Source organism: Kitasatospora sp. NPDC048662 (assembly GCF_055587065.1).
On the sequence record NZ_JBVJHA010000002.1, the window covers coordinates 717174 to 733269 of the forward strand.

Below are 16096 nucleotides of genomic sequence, written 5' to 3' on the forward strand. Positions count from 1 at the left end.
CCCAACGGTAGCCTGCACACCACCCTCCGTCAGCATGCCTTCCCGGCCCGCCCGGTCACTCCCCCCAGTCGTGGCGGGGCAGCCGGTCACCCAGGTCGGTGAAGAACCGTTGCGGCGTCCAGAGCTCGTGGTTGCCGATCACGAACAGCCGCCGCTTGGCCCGACTGACCGCCACGTTCAGCAGGTTGGGCCGCTTCGCCGCCCACTCGCGGGCGCCGGGTGAGCGCGGGTCGGTGCCGAGCACGAGGATGACCACGTTCGCCTCCTTGCCCTGGGTGGTGTGGACGGTGCCGACCCGGTCCCCCTTCATGAGCGGCCGGGCCGTCCGCCGGGCCCCGTCGACGACGGCCCGGAACGGGCTGATGACGTACGCCTCCTGGTCCAGGTCGATCCCGTGTTCCTGGAGTTTTTCGAGCATCTTCCGCAGCGCCAGCCCCTCGTCCGGGATCCAGTGCCCCTCGGAACGCGCGGAGCCGACGTGCACCCAGGAACTGCGCGGGCCGTAGGCGTACGGCTCGGGGTAGTGGGTGCCGTTGACCATCAGGCCGTCGTAGGCGATCACGTTGCTGACCGTGAACATCGGGTTCTCGCACCGGCGGTGCACCCGCAGCGGGGCGCCGACCCAGACCTGCTGCGACCCGTCGGGGAGTTCGGCCGGCAGCGTGGTGCCGTACCGGGTGGCCCGGTCGGCCACCTGTTGGACGGAGGTCCAGCCCGGCAGCCACTCCTCGGCCACGCCGTACTGCCCGCGCAGCGCCTGCTGCGCGGTGAACGGGACGGTCACCACGGGCTCCAGCTGGAGCGGATCGCCGACCACGACGGCCCGGCGGGCCCGCCACAGGCCGCCGACCGCCATCTGCGGGCTCGCCTGGCCCGCCTCGTCGATGAACAGCCAGCCGAGCGCCTCGGGGCCGAGACCGGTGAACACCCGGTCCAGCGACGCGAAGGTGGTGGACAGCACCGGCACCACCAGGAACAGGCTCTGCCAGGCCGCCAGCCGGGCCTCCTCGGGGACGGATCCCGGGGCGGCCCCGCGCACCACGTCCATCGCGGCGCGCAGGTTCTCCAGCATGGTCCGGGCCGTGCACCTCAGGAAGGCCTTGTGCAGGCCGAGGGCGGCCAGGAAGACCTCGGTGCGGGCCGCGGAGATCTCCTCGTCGGCCCAGGGCGAGGACAGTTCGCGGGCCTCCTCGTCGTCCACCGCCGGATCGGGAACGTGCCCGCCCCAGCGCTTGCGCCCCGACTCGGCCGCCTCCCGCATCGCGTCGGCGTCCGCCCGGGCCTGCTGCAGACCGGCCGTCAGCCGCCCGTACGCGTCCTCGGCCCGCGCCGCCGCGTCGGCGGCCTGCCGATGCCGGGAGTGCGCCGCGTCGGCCTGTTCCAGCGCCAGCCGCTCGCGTGCGGCGTGCTGCTGGTCGAGGGCGTTCCACTCGCGCGCGGCCCGGCCCATGGTGACCAGGGCGTCCACCAGGCCCGGGCGCCGCACGTGGTGGGCCTGCCGCAGCTCGGACACCCCGTCCAGGTGCCCCTGGGCGTCCCGCGCCGCGCTCTCCGCCGCACCCGCCTCCTGCCGGCTGCGGTCACGCAGCCCGGCAGCGGCGCCGGTCTCCCGCTCCGCCCGGGCGACCCGGTCCAGGGCGTCGGGGGCCCCGCGGAGCGCCGTGGCGCAGGCCGCCCGCTCGGCGACCAGGCGCTCCACCTCGGACAGCGCCCGGACGAACCGTTCCTTGGCGTCCTTCCACACCCCCTGCTGCGACTCGCTCCGGTACCCGGACAGCAGGTGCGACAGGCCCTGCCCGGTGTCCTGCCAGCCCGTGCCCTTGACCGGCGGCAGGTCGGGGGCCTGCGGCAGCGTCGGGTCGTCGGGCAGGTACTTGCCGTGCCAGAGCCGGTTGACGAAGGCGATCCGGTTGGACTTGTTGCCGAGGTGCGCGGCGACCGTCCCCCAGGCCGGTGTGCCCTTGAGCAGGCGGGTGCCCTGTTCGGCGAAGTAGTCCGCGTCCTCGCGCCACTGCGGGGCCAGCGCGGCCCGCGCCGGGATCTCCTTGGAGATGTTCTCCACGGCGCCGTTGTTGGCCGAGGCGACCACCATCTCGAATCCGGTCAGCTCGGGCCGCAGCGGCACCACCTTGCGGGTGTACTCGCCGCTCTTCCACACCAGCGGCGTGCCCAGGAACGCCTCGGACGGCAGGCGCAGCGCGGCCAGCGCCCGGGCCCGCTCGACCACCCGGTCGGCGATCGCGTCGCGCAGCATGGTGGTCTTGCCGGTGCCGGGCGGGCCGTTCACCGAGAACACGCCCCCGGCGGACGTCAGTTCGGCCCTGATCGTGTTGACCGCGAACTGCTGACTCAGCGCCAGCGGATACTTGGCCGCAGCCGGCCAGCGCCCCGCGGGCGACCGCTCGGGCTCGACCTGACGCAGCGCGACCTCGGGGTGTTCCCGCAGGTCGATCCTGGCGGCGGTGTTCCGCTCCGCCGCCGGGGTCAGGTACTCGGCCAGCGCGCGGCCCGGGCGACGGGTACCGAGGGCCTTCGCGACGCGCGCCAGGTCGGCGGCGATGAAGCTGTTCAGGAAGTCCTGCTGGTCCGCGTCCTGCGCACGGTCCTTGCGCACCTGCACGCTGCGGATCCGCAGACCGGCCGGGGCGAGGCCGCGTTCGACCCGCCAGGCCTGCGCGAGGTCCCCGACGAAGCCGAGCAGGTCCGCCGCGTCCACCACCAGGCGGTCGGCGTCCTCCTGCGGCTCCTCGGCGACCTCCTGCGGCTCCGCCGGCTCCTCGGCGTCCCCGGGCCGGCGCCCCAGCCGGGCGGCGCGGCCCAGCCACTCGGCCTCGTCCTCGGGGAAGCCGTCCAGCCAGCCCGGACGGTTCACGTCCCGGGTCAGCGCCCGGCCGACCGCCCACCCGCAGGTCGAGATGACCGCGGAGTCGGGCAGCACCGACCCGAAGTCGTCCACGGTGAGCGCGAACAGCGCGCCCTGACTGTCCAGCCGCCCGTCGTGGCTCTCCGGGTCGCGGCCGAACACCTCCATCAGGGTGTTGCGCACCTGCGCGAGCGGAAACAGCCCGCCGTAGACCACGTGCTGCCAGGTGTGCCCGACCGCCGGCCTGGTCCGCCGCAACCAGTGACCGTCCTGCCACGGGAGCAGCCCGGTGGCGTCCAGCGCGTAGACCTTCTGCTTCTCGTCCGGCGCCGGCACCGCCTGAGCACTGAACAGTTCCACCGCCCGCCAGAACTCCACCACGGCCGCCGCCTGTTCGACCCCGCCCGTCACGTCCGCCTCCCGTTTCGCCGCAACGCAAAAGTCCCGCCCGGGTGACCCGGACGGGACTTCTGTTGGTGGAGCTGAGGGGATTCGAACCCCTGACCCCCTCGATGCGAACGAGGTGCGCTACCGGACTGCGCCACAGCCCCAACAAGAAGAAACTCTATCACCCCTGGAGGGGTACTCATGACCATGGTCGTGGGGAGGCCGTGACTGGACGTTCGAAGCCCGGGAAACACGAACGCCCCGGCCACGGGTGGTGGCGGGGCGTCCGGGGGTGCGGGCTACTCGTTGGCGGCGCGGGGGCGGTACTCAGGGGCCGCCTGGTGGCCGGGCTCGCCGTACTGGTCGAACAGCGGGGTGGCGGGGCGGCCGGAGTCCCAGGTGTTCGGGGCGGCGAGGTCGAGGCCGCGGGTGACCCGGGGGGCCACGGGGGCGGTGACGTAGGTGGGCAGGGGGACGGGGACGGGCTCCCAGGAGTCGGGGCCGGCCGCGGCGCGGGCCCGGACGCCGTCCACCCACTCCTCGTGCTCGGTGGCGTCGGCGAGGGCGCTGGCCCGGGCCGCGGGTTCGGTCGGCACGTCGATGGCGTGCGGCGCGGTCGCGGTGTCCGCCGCCCGGGCCCGCTCGCGCTCCCGCAGCCGCTCGGCGGCCTGCGCGGCCCGGGCCCGGTCGAACTTGACCTCGTAGCGCTGCCGTTCGAGCCGCCGCAGGTGCCCGATGTAGAGGGTGAGCAGGATGCCCGGCACCGCGGGCACCCAGAGGAAGGCGACGCCGGTCACCGCGGCGAGGACCGCGCCGAGCGCGAAGGCGAGGAAGAGCAGGGTGACCATCCGGCGGCGCCGGGCCAGCAGGCGGGCCCGCCGCTCGGCGGAGCGCCGCTCGTCCTGCTCGCCGCGGGCCGCCTTCCCGGCCCGGCCCGGGGCCGGCTCGGCCGGCGCCCCGGAAGGGGCGGGCTCGGCGGTCGCGACCGGCTTCCCGGGCTCCGCCGGGGTCGCCTCGGCGCCGTCCCACCCGGAGGGCCGGGTGGGGACGTCCCCGGGGTCGGCAAGGGCCCCGTCCGGTTCCCCGGCGGGGTGCTGCTGGTCGGCGGTCTGTTCGCCGAGGGCTCGGGCCGCGCGCCGCTCCATGGCCGATCGCCCGGCCAGCAGGCGGATCGCGGTACTGAACCGCTCCGTCGGACGCGACTCGTTGAGCTCGTCCTGCCTGCGGAGCCACATCGGCACCAGATAGGCGGCCCAGGCCCCTACGATGACCGCGTAGATAAGGCCGCTGCTGCTCACGTTTCACACGGTACGGGCGCGGGGTAAGGCGCTGCAGCAATTTGGGACGGCGTGTCGTCCGATCAAGCTGATTCTCAGACTATTTTGCCGGTATTTGTGACGGCTCGCCCCGGCCCCGGCGGCCCGCCGATGCCATATCGATATCTATTTCGAACAAGTATTCAATTCTCCTGCGTCGGCCCGCTCCTGAGAGAGTGCCAGCGCCGCAGCAGCCCGTCGGCGGCCTCGTCGGCGGTGAGCGCGTAGACCAGGTGGTCGCGCCAGTCGCCGTCGATGTGCAGATAGCGGGGGCGCATTCCCTCGGCACGGAAGCCGAGTTTCTCCACCACCCGGCGGCTGGGCCGGTTCTCGGGGCGGATGCACACCTCGATGCGGTGCAGTCCCAGGTCACGGAAGCAGTGGTCGACGGCGAGCGCGACGGCGGTGGGTGTGATGCCGCGGCCGGCCACCGCCTCGTCCACCCAGTAGCCGACGTTGGCGGAGCACATCGAGCCCCAGGTGATCCCGCCGACGGTCAACTGGCCGACCAGGCGGCCCCGGTAGAGCACCACGAAGGGCAGCATCCGGCCGGCGGCGGCCTCCGCGCGCAGGTAGCGGACCATCTGCCGGAAGGTGGGCCGGGGCAGCGGGACGCGGCCGGGCGGGGCGGGCGGGACGGTGGCCTCCCAGCGGCGCAGCCACTCCCGGTTGCGCCGGCTGACCTCCTGCCACTCGGCCTGGTCGCGGCGGCGGATGGGCCGCAGCACGATGTCGCCCTCGGCCAGTTCGACCGGCCAGCCCGCGTTCAGAGCGCACCGCCCGGTCGCGGGTGGTCGCCGCCGGCCAGCTGGTCGACGGCGTGCGGCAGCAGCGGGGCGAGCGCCGCGAGGCCGTCACGGACGCCGCCGGTGGAGCCGGGCAGGTTGACGATCAGGGTGCGTCCGGCGAGGCCGGCCAGGCCGCGGGAGAGCGCCGAGGTGGGCACCTGCTCGCGGCCGTACGCGCGGATCGCCTCGGGGATGCCGGGGATCGGGCGGTCGATCACCCGGGCGGTCATCTCGGGCGTGAGGTCCTGCGGGGAGATGCCGGTGCCGCCGGTGGTGAGCACCACGTCGTACCCGGCGGCGACGGCCTCGCGCAGCACGGCCTCGACGGGGTCGCCGTCGGGGACGACGGTCGGGCCGTCGACCGCGAAGCCCATCCCGCGCAGTCCGGCGACCAGCAGCGGGCCGCCCTTGTCCTGGTACACGCCGGCCGCGGCCCGGTTGGAGACGGTGACGGCGAGCGCCTTCATCGGGCGTCCTCCCGCACCCAGTCGCCGCTCTTGCCGCCGCTCTTGCTGAGCACCCGGACGTCCTCGATGGCGGCGGCCTTGTCGACGGCCTTGACCATGTCGATGACGGTGAGCGCGGCGGTGGCGACGGCGGTGAGCGCCTCCATCTCGACGCCGGTGCGGTCGGCGGTGCGGACGGTGGCAGTGATCTCCACGGCGGTGTCGGTGACCGTCAGGTCGACGGTGGTGCCGGTGAGCGCGATCGGGTGGCAGAGCGGGATCAGGTCGGGCGTCCGCTTGGCGCCCATGATGCCGGCGATCCGGGCGACGGCGAGCGCGTCGCCCTTGGGGACGCCCTCGCCGCGCAGCAGCTCGACCACCCGGGGGGCGACCCGGACGCGGCCGGCCGCCACCGCGACCCGGGTGGTGGTGGCCTTCTCGGAGACGTCGACCATCCGGGCGGCGCCGGTGTGGTCGACGTGCGTGAGGCGGTCGCCGGGGGGTGTGTCGGTCACGAATGGGCTCCAGTAACACGGTGCGAATCTCGCGCTACCGTACCGCCCCGTCCGGGTCAGTCCGTGAGAAGGACCACATCGACGGGGCTGCCGGCCGGCAGTGCGGTGGTGTCCTCGGGCACCGTGATCAGACAGTCGGCCTGGGCCAGCGCCCCGACCAGGTGCGATCCTTCGCCACCGACCGGGCTGACGGTGCCGTCCGCCGGGCGGTACCGTCCGCGCAGGAACTGCCGCCGCCCGGCCGGGGAGCGCAGCGCTGCGGTGGTGGCGGCGCGCACCACGGGGCGGTGCACGTCGGGGGCGCCGAGCATGGTGCGGATGACGGGGCGGACGAACAACTCGAACGAGATGTACGCGCTCACCGGGTTGCCGGGCAGCGCGAGCAGCGGCACGCCCCGCTCGCCGCCGATCCGGCCGTAGCCCTGCGGCTTGCCGGGCTGCATCCGAAGGCGCCGGAAGTCCACGCCGGCGTAGTCGGCGAACACCTCCTTGACCACGTCGTACGCGCCGACCGAGACGCCGCCGCTGGTGACGATCAGGTCGGCCCGGCCGAGCTGGTCCTCCAGTACCGCGCGGAGAGTTGACGCCTCGTCGGGAACGCCGCCGACCCGATAGGCGACGGCGCCGGCGGCGATCGCGGCGGCGGTCAGGGTGAAGGAGTTGGAGTCGTGGATCCGGCCGGGGCCGGCCTGCTCGCCGGGCTGGACGAGTTCGCTGCCGGTGGAGAGCACCACCACCCGCGGCCGGGGGCGGACCCGGACGGTGGCCCGGCCGATCGCGGCCAGCAGGCCGAGCTGGGTGGGGCCGAGCACGGTGCCGGCCTCCAGCACGGTGTCCCCGGCGGTGACGTCGCTGCCGCGGCGGCGGATGAACGCGCCCTCGGAGACCGGGCGCAGCACCCGCACCTCCGCGCCCTCGTCGCCGCCGCCCATCGCCTCGGCGGCCCGGCCGGTGCCGGTGCCGCCGTCGGTCCACTCGACCGGGGCGACGGCCTCGGCGCCGGGCGGGACGGGGGCGCCGGTCATGATCCGGGCGGCCTGGCCGGGGCCGACCTTGGGCAGGTCTCCGGCCCCGGCGGCGATGTCGCCGACCACGGCGAGCACCGACGGGTACTGCTCGGTGGCCCGTACGGTGTCGGCGGTGCGCAGCGCGTAGCCGTCCATCGAGCTGTTGTCGAACGGCGGCAGGTCGGCGCCGGCCCGCACGTCCTCGGCGAGCCGGCAGCCCTGGGCGTCGAGCAGCTTCAGTTCGATGGGCGGCAGCGGGGTGGCCGCGAAGAGCACGTCGGCAAGGTGTTCGTCGACGCTCCACAGACGCGGTGAGGCCGGGGAGCCGGCGCCCTCTCCGCAGGGGTCGTACTTCCCGGTCATCGCCTCACACTCGCCTTCGTGGTGGGTCAGCCCTGCATCTCGGCGGCGACGAACTGCCGCAGCCAGGTCCGGAATTCGGGGCCGAGGTCGTCGCGCTCGGCGGCCAGCCGGACGATCGCGCGCAGGTAGTCGGCGCGGTCGCCGGTGTCGTAGCGGCGGCCCTTGAACAGCACGCCGTAGACCGGGCCGCCGGTGTTCTCGTCGCGGGTGGCGAGTTCGCGCAGCGCGTCGGTCAGCTGGATCTCGCCGCCGCGGCCGGGCGGGGTCTCGCGCAGCACGTCGAAGACGGCCGGGTCGAGCACGTAGCGGCCGATGACCGCGTAGTTGGACGGGGCGTCGGCGGTGTCGGGCTTCTCGACCAGGTCGGTCACCTGGAAGACGTCCTCGCCGAAGCCGTTGGGCTTGACGGCGGCGCAGCCGTACAGGTGGATCTGCGCGGGGTCGACCTCCATCAGCGCGACCACGGAGCCGCCGAGTTCCTGCTGCACCTCGATCATGCGGGCCAGCAGCGGGTCCCGGGGGTCGATCAGGTCGTCACCGAGCAGGACGGCGAACGGCTGGCCGGCGACGTGCTGTTCGGCGACCGAGACGGCGTGGCCGAGGCCCTTCGGGTCGCCCTGGCGGACGTAGTGCATGTTGGCCAGCTGCACGGACTCCTGGACGCGGCGCAGCCGGTCGTGGTCGCCCTTGCGGGTGAGCAGCTCCTCCAGCTCGTAGGCACGGTCGAAGTGGTCTTCCAGAGCACGCTTGTTGCGACCGGTGACCATCAGTATGTCGGACAGTCCGGCCGAGGCGGCCTCCTCCACGACGTACTGGATGGCCGGCTTGTCGACGACCGGGAGCATCTCCTTCGGCGTGGCCTTGGTGGCGGGGAGGAACCTGGTGCCGAGGCCGGCAGCGGGGACGACTGCCTTGGTGACCGGCGTGCGGGCGTGCTTGTTCGTCATGCGTCGACCTTACTAAGGCAGGAATTCCGGCCTGCTGAGAGGCAGGCGAATCGTTTGTCAGGGCCGGTCACCGGTCGTATGGGGGCCGACGGTGGTCGCGTGCGGGGTGAGGGAGTCCCCGCCGGGGCCGGGAGACACCTTACCGGGCACCGGTGAAACGTCCGGACCGCTCGACGCGGACGGGCCGGACGGAGCGGGCCGCCAGCAGTCGCCGCCGGCCGCCCTGGCCTCGGCGAGCGCACGGTCGGCGGCCCGCAGCAGGACGGCGGCGTGCGCGCCGTCCCGGGGCAGTACGGCCAGACCGATCGCGGCGGTCAGTCCGCTGCGGGCCTCCGGATCGGCCGGCTCGCCCGGGTGGCGGTCCGTCAGGCGGTGTCGGCGCACCGACCAGCAGAGCCGCTCGGCGACCTGGGCGGCGCCCTCCGGGGCGGTGTCGGGCAGCAGCACCAGGAACTCCTCGCCGCCGTATCGGCCCAGCGTGTCGCAGCTGCGGATCTCCACGGCCAGCCGCTGGGCGAGGTCCCGCAGCATGCCGTTGGCGCGTGAGCGGCCGTGCTCGGCGACCAGCGCGTCGAAGCCGACGAGCTCCACCATCAGCACCGACAGCGGACGCGGATCGACGGCGGTGGCCTCGGCCCGGCGGGCCCGTTCGATCTCCTGGTCCAGGGTGAGCTGGAGGTGCCGGTAGTTCCACACCCCGGTCAGCGGGTCGCAGGACGCGGTGCGGCGCAGCTCGTCCCGTTCCGCGGTCAGTTCCGCGATCTTCGCCTGAAGTTCCGCCTCCCGGCCGCCGTGCGCCGCCCCGGCCCCGCGGCGGCGCAGCGCGGCGGCGCCGGCGGCGACCGGGGCGGCCGCGCCGAGCACGGCCAGGGCCTGGAGCAGGAGCGGGGTGGACATGCGGCGGCCTCGACGTGTCAGGCTCGTGTCACTGCGAATGACAGAGCTGAAGGGATACGGATGGTGTCTGCGGATCAGTTGTCCAACGACAAGGCGGCGCTCAGGTCACGGTTGCTCGCCGAACGGCGGGCCCTCACCGCGGAGCAGCGGGCCGCGGCCGCCGAGAGCCTGGCGGCGCACGCGACGGAGCTGGTACCGCCGGGCGGCACCGTCGCCGCGTACGTCTCGGTGGGCGCCGAACCCGGCACCCGCCCGCTGCTCGCCGCCCTGGCCGCCGCCGGGGCACGGGTGCTGCTGCCGGTCCTGATGCCGGACAACGACCTCGACTGGGCCCCCTACGAGAGCGAGGCCCGGCTCGCACCCGCCACCCGCGGCCTGCTCGAACCACTCGCCGCCCGCCTCGGCCCCGACGCCGTCCGCGAAGCCGACGTCGTCCTACTCCCCGGCCTGGCCGTCGACACCCACGGCATCCGCCTCGGCCGCGGCGGCGGCTCCTACGACCGCGTCCTGGCCCGCCTCGCCCGCACCGGCGCCCACCCCCTCCTGGCCACCCTCCTCTACCCCCACGAACTCCTCCCCGCCCTCCCCGCCGAACCCCATGACCACCCCGTCCACGCCGTGGTCACCCCGACCGGCGTGACCCGCTTCGCGGACTGAGGAGCAGAGAAAGGAGAGCCGGGTACGCACGGCCTGGTCCCGGCGGCTCCGGTGCGCATACGGTCCGGCGCCAGGCGGCCCGCCAGGTGCGCCACACCCGATACGGCCACCGCCCGCCCCGGAGCAGCCCGCCGGGCCGGGGCTGATCACCGCCCACTCGGCACCGACCAAGGGCGGCCCCCGCAGGCGGGAATCGTGGCACCCGCCTGGTTTCCGGCGGGGCCCACGGAAACCCCCGGAGGCATCACGCGTCGAAGTCCGCCCGGGGCGCGGCAGGACCGGCCCGCCGCCCCGGGGCCGACACTGCCCTGGCCACGGGCAGCCGCCACTCCCCCACAGGAAGGGGAGCCGAACCAGGGCCGGTCGCCATTCACAAGGCACCGGCCGAGGACGGGCTCCCGCCCGCGAAGCCCGGGTCGGCACTCCCGCAGGCGGGAGAGTCGCCGCCCGCAAGGCCCGCCTGTTCTCCGGCGGCCCCCACGGAAACCGCCGGACGCGGCACCCGTGGGAGTCCGCCTGGGGCGCGGCAGGACCCAGCCCGCCGCAGGCGTGCCGACACAGCCCTGCCCACGGACGGCCGCCCACAGACAGGGGGCTGGACCAGCACTGATCGCCGTTCATTAGGCGCGGGCCGAGGACGAAGCCCGGGTCGGCACTCCCGCAGGCGGGAGAGTCGCCGCCCGCAAGGCCCGCCTGTTCTCCGGCGGCGCCCACGGAAACCGCCGGAGGCAGCACGCGTGGGAGTCCGGCCCGGTCGGTTGGCATGACCGGCCCGCCGCATGCGGGGCGCTTGGCGGGGCCCCGGGCCGACACCGCCCCACAGACGGGGGAGCTGGGCCAGCACTGATCGCCGCTCACGAGGCAACGGCCGAGGGCGAGGCCCAGCCTGCCCCCACCGCAGGCGGGAGTCGCGGTACCCGCCTGTTCTTCCAGCGGGGCCCACGCCGCCGGAGGCAGCACGCGCGGGAGTCCGGCCGGGTCGGTTGGCATGACCGGCCCGCCGCATGCGGGGCGCTTGGCGGGGCCCGGGGCCGACACCGCCCTGCCCACGGGCAGCCGCCCCACGAACAGGGAAGCCGGACCAACGCTGATCGCCGCTCACGAAGCGCCGGCCGAGGCCCCCCACGGGCGGGAGTCGCCGCCCGCAAGGCCCGGCTGTTCTCCGGCGGGGCCCAGGGAAACCGCCGGAGGCGGCGCGCGTCGGAGTCCGCCCGGGTCGTGGCAGGACTGGCTGCCACGGGCGGGGCCCCGGACCGACGCGGGGCCGCCCGCGAGGCACTCACTGGAGCTCCCCTCCCCGACGGACCTCCGGAAGACGCCGGAGGCAGGCTCCGTCGGACGTCCGGCCCGCCGCAGGCGGAATGTGCCGGAGGCGGACCCCCCTTGGCGTGGGGGGTCCGCCTCGATGGGGGCAGGGGGCTGTCAGCCGGCGGTGAGGGTGAGGGTGTTCTTGCCGGATTTGGTGACGGCGTCCTTGGTGTAGGACCAGGGAAGGAGTTCGCCCTTGGACCAGAGCGCGGTCTGGTCGTTGTAGTTGGGGTGGAAGGCGTGGCCGGAGGCGCCGCCGACGTTGATCCAGCGGGAGGCGTCGAAGTCGCTGAGGTCGACGACCATGCGCATCGAGGGGATCCAGGTGACGTCGTAGCCGGCGGCGGAGTTCCAGCCGGTGGCGTCGACCGCGGCGCTGCCGCCGGACATCTTGTAGGGGCCCCGGTTGAGCATCTTGTGGACGGCGGTGGAGGCGATCGAGGAGTCGTCCGTGCCGAGCGTGGGCTCCTGCAGGGTCAGCTGGTGGAGTCGGCCCCAGCTCCAGGTGGAGATGTCCTTGCCGAGCCGCGAGGTGAGGTCCTGGCGGGCGTCCTTGAGGGCCTCGGCGAGCAGGTTGTCCAGGCCGTGCTGCTGCTGGTGGTTGGAGTCGATGTAGTCCCACCAGGGCGACTTGGGGTTGGCGAGCTGCTGGCGGACGACCTCCATCCAGCGGTCGCCGCCGTCGGGCTGGGCCAGCGAGGGCTTGCGGGTGCCGCACTCGGTGACGGCCTGTGCGGCGCCGCCGAGCGCGTCGTCGGGGAGCGTGTTGTCACGCTTCTGGCGGACCAGCAGGCAGTCGCCCTCGACGCGCAGGTCGGCCGGGAACTTCTGGCCGAAGGAGAGCGTGAGCATGGCCCGCCAGACGCCGTTGTAGTACGCGGCGGCGGCGGAGTCGGCGTCCTGGTGGAAGTTCCAGTCCTTCAGCAGGTCCTGGGCCTCGCGCACGTACGGGTCGTTGATCTTGACCTTGAGCAGCAGCGGGACGAGTTCCTTGGCGAGCACGGCGGTGTTGTCCATCTGCATGGACTGCATGTCGTTGAGGGAGATCTTGCCGCCGTTCTTCAGCTTGGCCTGGATCTGGTCGTTGATCTCCTTGGCGCGGGTGCCGTACTCCCAGTCCTTGGTGAGCAGCGGCTTGTAGGTGTCGTCCACGACGGCCTGGTTGGCCGTCACGATGTAGCCCTCGGGCGGGTTGTACGCGTAGGGCAGCGACTTGAACGGCAGGTAGTTCGCGTTCCAGGCGTAGGTGGAGTCCCAGCCCGGGGCGGGGTAGCGGCCGTCGCCCTTGCCGCGGACGGGGATCAGGCCGGGGGCCTGGTAGCCGATGTTGCCCTTGGTGTCGGCGTAGATGAGGTTCTGCGCGGGGACGGCGAAGTCCTGCGCGGCGGCGCGGAAGGTGGTGAAGTCGGCGGCCTTGTCGAGCTTGAAGACGGCGTCCATGGTCTTGCCGGGGACGAGCGCGGTCCAGCGCAGCGCGACGCCGTAGCCGGCCGCCCGGTCGGGGGCGGCGTTGCCGGCGGGGGCGGCGGTGCCGACCTTCTGCTCCTCGGAGGACTGGTCGGAGATCATCGGCATGCCGTCCTGCGTGGTGCGGACGGTGATGGTGCGGTCCGCGCCGCCGGCGACCTTGATGGTCTCCTTGCGGACGGTGAACTTCACCTCCTTGCCGTCGAGCAGGTAGGTGTCGGGGCCGGTGACCTTCTCCAGGTACAGGTCGGTGACGTCGGCGCCGAGGTTGGTGAAGCCCCAGGCGATGTCCTTGTTGTGGCCGATGACGACACCGGGCATGCCCGCGAAGGTGTAGCCGGCCGTGTCGTAGGTGCAGGCGGCGGAGGCGCTGCGGCAGTGCAGGCCCATCTGGTACCAGATCGACGGCATGCCGGGGCCGAGGTGCGGGTCGTTGGCCAGCATCGGCTTGCCGGTGGTGGTGTTGGCGCCGGAGACGACCCAGGAGTTGGAGCCGATGCCCTGCCCGTTGGGGCCGAGCAGCTGCGGCATCTCGCCCATCTTGCCGGACAGGTCGCCGAGCAGCTGCTGGGTGGCGGCCCGGGCCTGAGCGGTGTTCACGGGGGCGGCACTGCCGGGCTGGGCGGGCAGGGTGGTGCCCTCGCCGGGGGCGTAGGTGCCGTCCGCGCCGACCTTGCCGGTCTTCACGATGGTGCCGTTGCGGTCGTACGGGTAGTCCGGGTAGAGCTGGGCGATCTGCTCGGTGGTGAAGTTCTGCGTCAGCAGCGAGCGGTCGATCTCCTCCTGCATGTTGCCGGACAGGCTCCAGGCCATCGCCTTCAGCCAGGCCACCGAGTCGACCGGGTCCCACTTCTCGGGTGTGTAGCCGGAGTTGACGGCGCCGAGCAGCGCGTACTCGACCGAGGCGCCAGCCCCGCCGGGGTGCTCGGCGAGCCAGGCGTTGACGCCCTCGGTGTAGGCCGTCAGGTTGCGCTTGGTCTCCTCGGAGAGCGTGGTGTCCCACTCCTTCTGGGCCACCTGACGCCAGCCCATGGTGCGCAGGAAGCTGTCCTTCTCCACCGTGCCGGAGCCGAACATCTCGGAGAGCCGGCCGGCGGTGACGTGCCGTCGGACGTCCATCTCCCAGAACCGGTCCTGCGCCTGGACGTAGCCCTGGGCGCGGAACAGGTCGGCGTCGGTGTCGGCGTACAGCTGCGGGATGCCCTTGTCGTCGCGCACCACGTCCACCGGGGCGGACATGCCGGGAACCGCGACGGTGCCGCTGACCTGCGGGAACGAGGAGCGGACGGTGTCCACTGCCCACCAGCCGCCGCCGGCCAGACCCGCCACCAGCAGCACGGCCAGCAGGATCACGATCAGACGTGCGCGCCGGAACTTCTTCGAGCGGGGCATCCGAGTCCTTGTATGAGGGAGCGTGCGGCCGTGACAGGTCACCACATTAGGGCGACGGCACCGGCAGCCGTGCACGGGGGACACCGGCAGGGCTGCGACGGCGTGGTTCGGACCCTACCGGGCCGGGCGGAAAGCAGGGAGTAGCGTAAAGATCAAGTAAAATGTTAGACTGAGTAACGATCCGTCAGCCGCCCTTCCTGCCCGAGGTGCCCCTGCGTGACCGTTGACCACCTGAACGAGCTGCTTCTCGAGTCCGCCGTCATCCTGCTCGTCGCCGTCGGCGCCGTCAGGCTCTCCACCCGGACGGGACTGCCGTCACTGCTGCTGTACCTCGGCATCGGCGTCGCCCTGGGTCAGAACGGCATCGGCATAAGCTTCAACAACGCCGAACTCACCCAGGTCCTGGGCTACGCGGCCCTGGTGGTCATCCTCGCCGAGGGCGGACTCAAAACCAGCTGGAAGGCGATCAAACCGGTCGTACCCGCCGCCGCTGTGCTCGCCACCGTGGGCGTCGCCGTCTCGGTGTTCGTCACCGCCGCCGGCGCACACTGGCTGGTCGGCCTGGAGTGGCGCACCGCGCTGCTGCTCGGCGCGATCGTCTCCTCCACCGACGCCGCCGCCGTCTTCTCGGTGCTGCGGACCGTCCCGCTGCCCAAGCGGCTCACCGGCCTGCTGGAGGCCGAGTCCGGCTTCAACGACGCGCCCGTGGTGATCCTGGTGGTTGCCTTCGCCACCACCGGCGAACTCGCCCCCTGGTACGAGCTGGTCGGCACCATCGCGCTGGAACTGGTGATCGGCGCGGCCGTCGGCCTCGCGGTCGGCAAGCTCGGCGCGTACGCGATGCGCCGGATCGCGCTGCCCTCCTCCGGCCTGTACCCGATCGCGGTGCTCGGGCTGATCGTGTTCGCCTACGCGGGCGGCGCGCTGCTGCACGCCTCCGGCTTCCTGGCCGCGTACCTCGCCTCGGTGATCCTCGGGAACTCCAAGCTGCCGCACGGCCCCGCGGTGCGCGGCTTCGCCGACGGACTCGCCTGGATCGGCCAGATCGGCATGTTCGTGCTGCTCGGCCTGCTGGTCACCCCCGCGACCATGGGCTCGGCGATCATTCCGGGCCTGGTGGCCGGTGCCGTGCTGGTGTTCATCGCCCGGCCGCTGTCGGTGCTGGTCAGCATGACGCCGTTCCGGATCCCCTGGCAGGAGCAGGCCCTGCTCTCCTGGGCCGGACTGCGCGGCGCCGTGCCCATCGTGCTCGCCACCATCCCGCTGGTGTCCGGCGTGTCCGACGCCGAGCAGCTGTTCAACGTGGTGTTCATCCTGGTCGTGGTCTTCACCCTGCTCCAGGGCCCGACGCTGCCGGTGGTCGCCCGCTGGCTGAAGATCGGCGAGGGCGACATCGGCCAGGACCTGGACATCGAGTCCGCCCCGCTGGAGAAGCTGCACGGCCACCTGCTGTCCGTGCCGCTGGCCCCCGGCTCCCTGATGTCCGGCGTCGAGGTCTCCGAGCTGCGCCTGCCCAAGGGCGCCGCCGTCACCCTGGTGGTCCGCGAGGGCTCCAGCTTCGTGCCCGACCGGATGACGGTGCTGCGCGAGGGCGACGAACTGCTGGTGGTCACCACCGACGAGGTCTCGGAGGCCGCCGAACGTCGGCTGCGCGCCGTCGACCAGGGCGGAAAGCTGGCCGGCTGGCTGCACAATGCGGAAGCTTCACCTTCCGTTCCCAGAAGGAAAGCGGGCTGAACCGCT

11 protein-coding genes and 1 tRNA gene are annotated in these 16096 nt (G+C 73.4%); 2 read left to right on the top strand and 10 right to left on the bottom strand.

Features of this window, described 5'->3' with window-relative positions:
- Window positions 1-55: 55 nt before the first annotated feature.
- The 9 genes from ACZ6R9_RS09200 to ACZ6R9_RS09240 all read right to left on the bottom strand — a co-directional run bounded on the left by ACZ6R9_RS09200 (window position 56) and on the right by ACZ6R9_RS09240 (window position 9529).
- A complete protein-coding gene (locus ACZ6R9_RS09200; protein WP_465537391.1) occupies window positions 56-3274 on the bottom strand; it encodes a DEAD/DEAH box helicase in 3219 nt (1072 codons plus the stop codon).
- Window positions 3275-3337: 63 nt separating this feature from the next.
- A tRNA-Ala gene (locus ACZ6R9_RS09205) sits at window positions 3338-3414 on the bottom strand.
- Window positions 3415-3549: 135 nt separating this feature from the next.
- Window positions 3550-4548: a divisome protein SepX/GlpR gene (sepX, locus tag ACZ6R9_RS09210; RefSeq protein ID WP_465537393.1), complete on the bottom strand. Its 999-nt coding sequence runs from the start codon at window positions 4546-4548 to the stop codon at window positions 3550-3552.
- 161 nt (window positions 4549-4709) lie between these two features.
- Window positions 4710-5336, bottom strand: coding sequence for a GNAT family N-acetyltransferase (locus tag ACZ6R9_RS09215; protein ID WP_380479874.1), 627 nt, complete (start codon window positions 5334-5336; stop codon window positions 4710-4712).
- Complete coding sequence (locus ACZ6R9_RS09220; protein WP_465537395.1) at window positions 5333-5821, bottom strand: MogA/MoaB family molybdenum cofactor biosynthesis protein; 489 nt, start codon at window positions 5819-5821, stop codon at window positions 5333-5335. Before ACZ6R9_RS09220 ends, ACZ6R9_RS09215 begins: the two co-directional genes overlap by 4 nt.
- Window positions 5818-6255 carry a cyclic pyranopterin monophosphate synthase MoaC gene (gene moaC, locus ACZ6R9_RS09225; protein ID WP_465537700.1) on the bottom strand — a complete coding sequence of 146 codons (438 nt, stop codon included), beginning with the start codon at window positions 6253-6255 and terminating at the stop codon, window positions 5818-5820. Before moaC ends, ACZ6R9_RS09220 begins: the two co-directional genes overlap by 4 nt.
- Before the next feature lie 116 nt (window positions 6256-6371).
- Window positions 6372-7685, bottom strand: a complete 1314-nt coding sequence (gene glp, locus ACZ6R9_RS09230; protein ID WP_465537397.1) for a molybdotransferase-like divisome protein Glp — start codon at window positions 7683-7685, stop codon at window positions 6372-6374.
- Window positions 7686-7711: 26 nt separating this feature from the next.
- Window positions 7712-8632: a UTP--glucose-1-phosphate uridylyltransferase GalU gene (galU, locus tag ACZ6R9_RS09235; protein WP_380479606.1), complete on the bottom strand. Its 921-nt coding sequence runs from the start codon at window positions 8630-8632 to the stop codon at window positions 7712-7714.
- A gap of 57 nt (window positions 8633-8689) precedes the next feature.
- Window positions 8690-9529 carry a GGDEF domain-containing protein gene (locus tag ACZ6R9_RS09240; RefSeq protein ID WP_380479604.1) on the bottom strand — a complete coding sequence of 280 codons (840 nt, stop codon included), beginning with the start codon at window positions 9527-9529 and terminating at the stop codon, window positions 8690-8692.
- A gap of 60 nt (window positions 9530-9589) precedes the next feature.
- On the opposite strand from ACZ6R9_RS09240, the gene ACZ6R9_RS09245 reads away from it, so the two are divergent.
- A complete protein-coding gene (locus tag ACZ6R9_RS09245; protein ID WP_380479602.1) occupies window positions 9590-10186 on the top strand; it encodes a 5-formyltetrahydrofolate cyclo-ligase in 597 nt (198 codons plus the stop codon).
- Between the two features lie 1422 nt (window positions 10187-11608).
- On the opposite strand, the gene ACZ6R9_RS09250 is transcribed toward ACZ6R9_RS09245, so the two are convergent.
- Entirely contained in the window at window positions 11609-14353 is a 2745-nt protein-coding gene (locus tag ACZ6R9_RS09250) for a penicillin acylase family protein (protein WP_380479601.1), read from the bottom strand.
- A gap of 216 nt (window positions 14354-14569) precedes the next feature.
- On the opposite strand from ACZ6R9_RS09250, the gene ACZ6R9_RS09255 reads away from it, so the two are divergent.
- Window positions 14570-16090: a potassium/proton antiporter gene (locus tag ACZ6R9_RS09255; protein ID WP_380479599.1), complete on the top strand. Its 1521-nt coding sequence runs from the start codon at window positions 14570-14572 to the stop codon at window positions 16088-16090.
- Window positions 16091-16096: the final 6 nt, after the last annotated feature.